Source organism: Aureimonas sp. D3 (assembly GCF_001463805.1).
GTDB classification, from domain to species: domain Bacteria; phylum Pseudomonadota; class Alphaproteobacteria; order Rhizobiales; family Rhizobiaceae; genus Aureimonas; species Aureimonas ureilytica_A.
In genome coordinates this window covers 1-5885 of record NZ_BBWM01000081.1, presented here as the reverse complement: position 1 = coordinate 5885, position 5885 = coordinate 1, and the positions used below count along the sequence as shown (strand labels likewise).

The window sequence follows — 5885 nt, the reverse complement described above, 5'->3', positions numbered from 1 at the left end:
CCCCGCCGTGGTCGCGGATGCCGGCCTTCGCATGCGGACACTGGTGGCGCTGCCCTTCGACCTGCCGTCGCGCGGGTTCCATTCGGTGCTGGCGAGGGACCGTCACCCGAGCCGAGCCGTCGCCGCCTTTCTCGCCGAGTTGCCGACGATCGAGGTTCCGCCGGCGTGATCGATGGATCGACCACGTCCGGACGACATTCGGTCGACGCGATCGTCGAGCGTCTCGCGGAACTGCCCGGCAAGGCCGACCTGTTCAACCCGTATGCCGGGTTCGACGCGGAGATCGAGGACGCGGACGCGCCGGCGACCCGCTGTCGCAATCTCCAGCGCTATCTCGCTGGGATGGCGGATCGCGGCGTCAGCGACCTCTGGCTCGGCGAAGCGCCCTCGCGCTTTGGGGCGCGTCGGACCGGTGTGCCGTTCACGGGCGACGGGCGGCTCGCCGACCTGTCGCAGCGGCTCGGCGTCGTTCCGCCGCTGGCGCGGGCGACGCGCGAGACCCTGCCGACCCGGGAGTCCGGAACCTCTCGTGAGATCTGGAACGCGATGCCCGCCTCGCTGCCGCTGTTCTGGAACGCGGTGCTTTTCCATCCCCATCGCGGCGTCCTGCCCTTGCGCAACCGGACGCCGACCTGGACCGAGATCGCCGCGCACCGGGAGGTGCTGGCGATGATCGTCGCGATCTTCGCGCCGCGCCGTATCCTCTGCATCGGCCGGGTGGCGCAGCGTGCGGCGGACGGACTCGGCATCCCCGCCACCTACGTGCGCCACCCCGCCCAGGGTGGCGCGGTCCGGTTCCGGGCTGGCGTCGCCGCGTTCCTCGACAACCGCCCGCCGGCGGCTGCCCCTCCTTCTCTCAGCCGGCCTTGAGGCAGGGCGAGACGAAGAGATCGCCCCGCCAGGCGCCGCGCACCGTCCGCGTGCCGACGATCACCCAAAGCACCGCCAGCACCGCGACGAGCACCGCGCCGAAGACGTGGATGGCGGCAATCGGCAGGAGGGTGCCGAGCTTCAGCGTGGCCACGGCATAGACGCCGAGCGGGAACGTGTAACCCCACCAGCCGATGTTGAAGGGAAGGCCGTCGCGCAGGTAGCGCAGCGTCACGAGCACGGCCATCGCCAGCCACCAAAGCCCGTAGCCCCAGAGGAGCAGGCCGCCGAAGAGACCGAGTCCTTCCGCAAAGGCGCTGAAGCGCTCCAGACCGTTGGCGGACAGGATCGCGGGCGCTGCGCCGCCCAGCGTCATCAGCCCGAGCGCGCCGGTGCCGATCGGTCCGAGCGCAAGCCAGCTCGACGCCGCCATGTTGGCATGCGGCAGCTTGTGGATGGCCATGCGCAGGAGGAGCACGACGAGGATGCTGAGCGCGATCGGCACCGACAGCGCCCAGAGCGCATAGGAGAGCGTCAGCACGACGAGCTGGGAATGGGGGGCGACGAGATGCGGCGCGAGCAGCCCACCGGAGACAGCCGCGACTTCGGCCGCGACCACCGGCAGGAGCCAGACTGCGGTCATCTGGTCGATCGTGTGGCTCTGGCGCGTGAACATCATGAAGGGGATGGCGACCCCGCAGGCCGCCGCCATCGCGACGTCGATCCACCAGAGCGTCTCTGCGATCCCGACCGCCACCTCGCCGTAGCGCGGCAGGCCGAAGATCAGGAAGCCGTTGACGATGGTGGCGAGGCCCATCGGGATGCAGCCGAAGAACATCGACACGACGGAATGGCCGAAGATGCGCTTGGCCCCGTCGAAGAAGAAGATCCAGCGGGCGGCGTAGAGCCCGGCGAAGAGCGTGAAGAGCGCGATGTTGCACATCCAGAGGCCCTCGGCCACCGGATGCAGCATCGGCACGTCAGCCTGGAACTGCGACAGCGCGATCGCGAGTATCCCGGTGCCCATCGTGGCGGCGAACCAGTTCGGGGTGAACTGGCGCACGACCTCGCGCGGGCTGTCGAGGCGCGACAGGGGTTGAAGGCCGAGGGTGACGGCACGCATCTGTTCGAAGGTCATCGGTGGGGGTCCTTGTCCTGCGCGGACCATGCGCCACCGCGATCGTTCGATCCAACGCGTTGTTTATGTCGTTTCGATCGACGGAGGCGATGGATCCCGTTCGGTCGCCTCGCCCTCGAAAAAATGTTGCCGCCACGGGAATGAATGGCGTCCGCGCGCGTCTTCTTTCCGACCCGTGCTTCGAGGATCCTCCGTTTCCATGCTGAAGACGCTTCTCCTGACCCTGGCCTTCGCCGGGGCGTCACTCTCCTCGGCCGAGGCACAGGACGCGCCCGCCCACCAGCACTCGGCGATGGCGCCGGCCACGCTCGACGGCTCGCACTATGCCGAGGTTACCGCCGAGGCGATGGAGAGGATGCACGCCGGCATGATGTCGGCTCCGGTGACCGGTGATCCCGAGCACGACTTCCTGTCCCAGATGATCCCGCATCACCAGGGCGCGATCGACATGGCCAAGGCCGTCCTCGGCTCCACCGAGGACCCGGCGATCCGCAACCTCGCCCAGTCCATCATCACCGAACAGACCTACGAGATCACGCTGATGCGCTCGATGCTCGCCGCATCCGCCGACACGACCGCACTCGTTCCGGAGACGACACCATGATCCGCACAACCCTCCTCGCCGCCGCGCTTCTCGTCTCGACGTCGGCCTTCGCGCTGCCCGCCGCCTCCGACCGGGTCTACACCGCCGACCAGAACTCCAACACGGTCTCGGTCATCGATCCCGTCGCGAACAAGCTTCTGGGCCAGATCCGGCTCGGCAATCCGCGCCCGGACGTTCTGAGCCCCCTCTACAAGGGTGAGGTCAACGTCCACGGCCTCGGCTTCTCGCCAGACCACAGGACGCTCGTCGTCGTCTCGACGGTGACGAACTCCGTCACCTTCATCGACACGGCGACCAATGCCGTGAAGGGCACGACCTATATCGGGCGCAACCCGCACGAGGCCTTCTTCACGCCGGACGGGAAGCAAGTCTGGGCGACGGTCCGCGGCGAGGACTATCTGTCGGTGATCGATGCCGCGACCTTCAAGGAGACGGGCCGCATCCCGACGACGAGCGGTCCGGGCATGACCAAGTTCTCGCGCGACGGCAAACTCGCCTTCGTCGCCAACTCGTTCAACCCGGTGCTCGAGGTCTTCGACGTCGCCAGCCATGCGTTGGTGAAGCGGATCCCGGTCGTCTCGCCCTTCGTACCCTTCGTACAGGTGAGCCCGGACGGCAGCGACGTCTGGCTGACGCACAAGGACGTCGGCAAGGTCACCCGCGTCGATGCCAGGACACTCGAGGTGAAGGAGGTGATCGACAGCGGGCCGATCTCCAACCACCTCGGCTTCGGCACGGTGGACGGCGAGACGCTGGTCTACGTGACGATCGGCGGCGAAAACGTCGTCAAGGTCTACAAGTCCGGCGAGAAGACCCAGCTCGTCGCGACCATCCCGGTCGGCGCACTGCCGCACGGCATCTGGGGATCGGAAGACGGCAGCCGGATCTTCGTCGGGCTCGAGAACGGCGACAAGGTCGATGTGATCAACACGGCCGAGCAGAAGGTCGTGGCCGATATCCCGGTCGGACAGGCCCCGCAGGCCCTTGTCTTCGTGCCGGGCGCGGTGCCTGAAGGTGCGGGCACTGAAAACCTCATGCCGTTGAAGGCGGGTCGGGAGAACCTGACGCTATCGCTGAAGGCGCCCGAGGGCGCGGACGGTTCCGGCATGGTCGTCTCGCGCAATCTCGGGCTCGTCGATGCGATCGACGTCAGCGTCGCCAAGCTGAAGCCGATGACCGAATACGGCGTGTTCTTCGAAGGCCAGGACGAGCCTGTCGTGGTGCTGAAGACCAACGACAAGGGCGCCGGCATGGCCTCCAGCATCGGCCCGGTGCGCACGATCGCCGTCCCAGGAGAGCCGATGGCGGCAAAGGAGCCGCGGCTGGTCGTGGTCGAGGGTCTGAAGGGCACCGCCAGCCCGATCCTCACCAGCCGCTAGAGACGGCGGGGTCCAAAATCGCCATGTTCGGCGCCAGCAACAGTCCGCGCCGAATAGGCTTGGTGGCATGTTCGCTGCGTGTGGCGATGTCCTTGGAGCCAGTCGTTACGGGGTGGACTCAATTTGAGTGTTGCCGAACCCGTCGGGAGCAAATGAATGTCAGCTATATACGAGGAGCAGCAGTAAGCGGACAGGCGGAAAACCACCCTGTCCGGTCTGTGGCGGCAGAGAAGCAGACGCCCGCAAGCGGTCCATCCGCTTTCGACCCTTTACAGACGACCCAGGCCTCGAAGGCTCGCCTTGGAAGCGGACATCGTGAGAGCTTGGCGAACCATAGCGGCCGAGGCGCTGACCCCGACCGCATGGTACGACTCTGGTACGCTGCGCTTTTAACAAACGGTAACCGAGGCGTTTGCCGGTAGCCTACTTCCGAGTGTCCAGTTCCACGACGCCGCTGTTGCGATCGGCGTAGGCTGCCTGGAACGCTGACCGCTGCTGCCAGCGCCGCCAGAACGCGTCGAGATGCTCGAAGCGCTCGTCCAGTGGCGTCGCGTTCACCGGGAACTTGGAAAAGGCGATGGCCGTCGCCAGCGTGATATCCGAGAAGGTCGGCGCGTCCTTGCCCAGCATCCACTCCCGTCCATCCGACAAGTGCTGGTTCACGAGTCCCGCATGGGCCAGCGCCTCCTTGCGGCAATGCTCGCCCCAGGCAGGATTATGGGTCAGTTCAAGCTTGGGTCCCAGACCCTGGTGCAGGACATGGAACATGGTGGTGATGCGGTAGAGCACGTGAACCCAGATGCGGTTGTCCCACATCGCATCGAGCCCCTGCTCCATCGGCGTCTCGCCCATGATGCGGCGTCCGGGGTGCGCCTGGTCGAGATACCGAACGATGGCGGCGGTTTCAGAAAGGATGCTGCCGTCGGCCAGACGAAGGGTCGGTGTTTCGCCCCACGGGTTCATCTTGAGATGGCGCCACTGCCGCTGCTCGCCGCCGGGCGCCATGTCGTAGACATGCTCCTCGAACTGATCGGCGATGCCTTTTTCGTGCAGGAAGAGGCGCAGACGCTGCGGGTTCGGGAACGCCGACGGTGAGGTGAAGAGGCACGGCTTGGTTGTCATCGGAACATCCCGTCGTTTCTGACTACCTGTCGTCAGGTAGGCTCGAACGACGTATGGACGCTTCTCACCCGGCTTGTCAAAACCTATCTGTCGTCAGACAGTTGAGCGGACGGGAAACAGATGACCACTAAGACCAGAGACCGGATCATGGAGGCGGCCCGGCTCACCGTTCAGGATCTTGGCTACAGCGGTCTAAGCTTCCGCGAGTTGGCCAAGGAGGTCGGCATCAAAAGCGCCAGCATCCACTATTATTTCCCGACAAAAGGGGAGTTGGCGGTGGCGATCGTGCGAAGCTATGTCGAGCGGCACGAGGCGTTTCTCAACGACCTTCTGGTCGACGGCGCCGATCGCGGTGTCTTGATGGGACACTACACCGATATGTTCCGCCGCACGCTCTTGAACGGCAACCGCATGTGCCTGGCCGGCATGCTGTCGGCCGAGCGCAACGAACTTCCCGAAGACGTCCGGGCCGAGGTGGTCCGGTGGGGGGAGATGAACGAGAACTGGCTCGTCGGCGTACTGGCATCCGGGGAAGCCGAGGACACGGATCGTCTGCGGCCTCGTGCCAGGGCGATCTTCGCGGCGGTCTCAGGTGCTCAGATGATTGCACATGGGCGCAACGAGATCGCGGCCTACGACGATGTCATTGCGGCCTACCGAGGCAGCAGCCTTTTTCCGTGATTGTATCGGGCGAAAGTCGGCGACGCATCGGCATGCCAGCGAGGACTACGTCCGGTTCTTCAGCCCAACGACTCCGAAGCGGACCGACAGC

General features: G+C 65.9%; 6 protein-coding genes. 4 read left to right on the top strand and 2 right to left on the bottom strand.

The genetic code is table 11. The annotated features are described in order from the left end of the window. Positions 1 to 165 precede the first annotated feature (165 nt). Positions 166 to 870 (top strand): uracil-DNA glycosylase family protein, encoded by a 705-nt coding sequence (locus AUL36_RS22315; protein WP_062224396.1) that lies wholly within the window; start codon positions 166 to 168, stop codon positions 868 to 870. On the opposite strand, the gene AUL36_RS22310 is transcribed toward AUL36_RS22315, so the two are convergent. Then, positions 857 to 2008: a TDT family transporter gene (locus AUL36_RS22310; protein ID WP_058599238.1), complete on the bottom strand. Its 1152-nt coding sequence runs from the start codon at positions 2006 to 2008 to the stop codon at positions 857 to 859. The genes AUL36_RS22315 and AUL36_RS22310 overlap by 14 nt on opposite strands. Before the next feature lie 199 nt (positions 2009 to 2207). On the opposite strand from AUL36_RS22310, the gene AUL36_RS22305 reads away from it, so the two are divergent. Both AUL36_RS22305 and AUL36_RS22300 read left to right on the top strand, forming a co-directional pair. Further along, the gene (locus tag AUL36_RS22305) at positions 2208 to 2612 is read left to right on the top strand and encodes a DUF305 domain-containing protein (protein ID WP_058599239.1); all 405 of its coding nucleotides are present in this window, start codon (positions 2208 to 2210) and stop codon (positions 2610 to 2612) included. Beyond that, positions 2609 to 3991 (top strand): YncE family protein, encoded by a 1383-nt coding sequence (locus AUL36_RS22300; RefSeq protein ID WP_058599240.1) that lies wholly within the window; start codon positions 2609 to 2611, stop codon positions 3989 to 3991. The genes AUL36_RS22305 and AUL36_RS22300 overlap by 4 nt, the downstream gene beginning before the upstream one ends. Before the next feature lie 423 nt (positions 3992 to 4414). On the opposite strand, the gene AUL36_RS22295 is transcribed toward AUL36_RS22300, so the two are convergent. Next, positions 4415 to 5113 (bottom strand): glutathione S-transferase family protein, encoded by a 699-nt coding sequence (locus AUL36_RS22295; protein ID WP_062224393.1) that lies wholly within the window; start codon positions 5111 to 5113, stop codon positions 4415 to 4417. A 120-nt stretch (positions 5114 to 5233) separates the two neighbouring features. Between AUL36_RS22295 and AUL36_RS22290 the strand changes: the two genes are divergently transcribed. Next, a complete protein-coding gene (locus tag AUL36_RS22290; RefSeq protein WP_062224391.1) occupies positions 5234 to 5794 on the top strand; it encodes a TetR/AcrR family transcriptional regulator in 561 nt (186 codons plus the stop codon). The last annotated feature ends 91 nt before the right edge of the window (positions 5795 to 5885 follow it).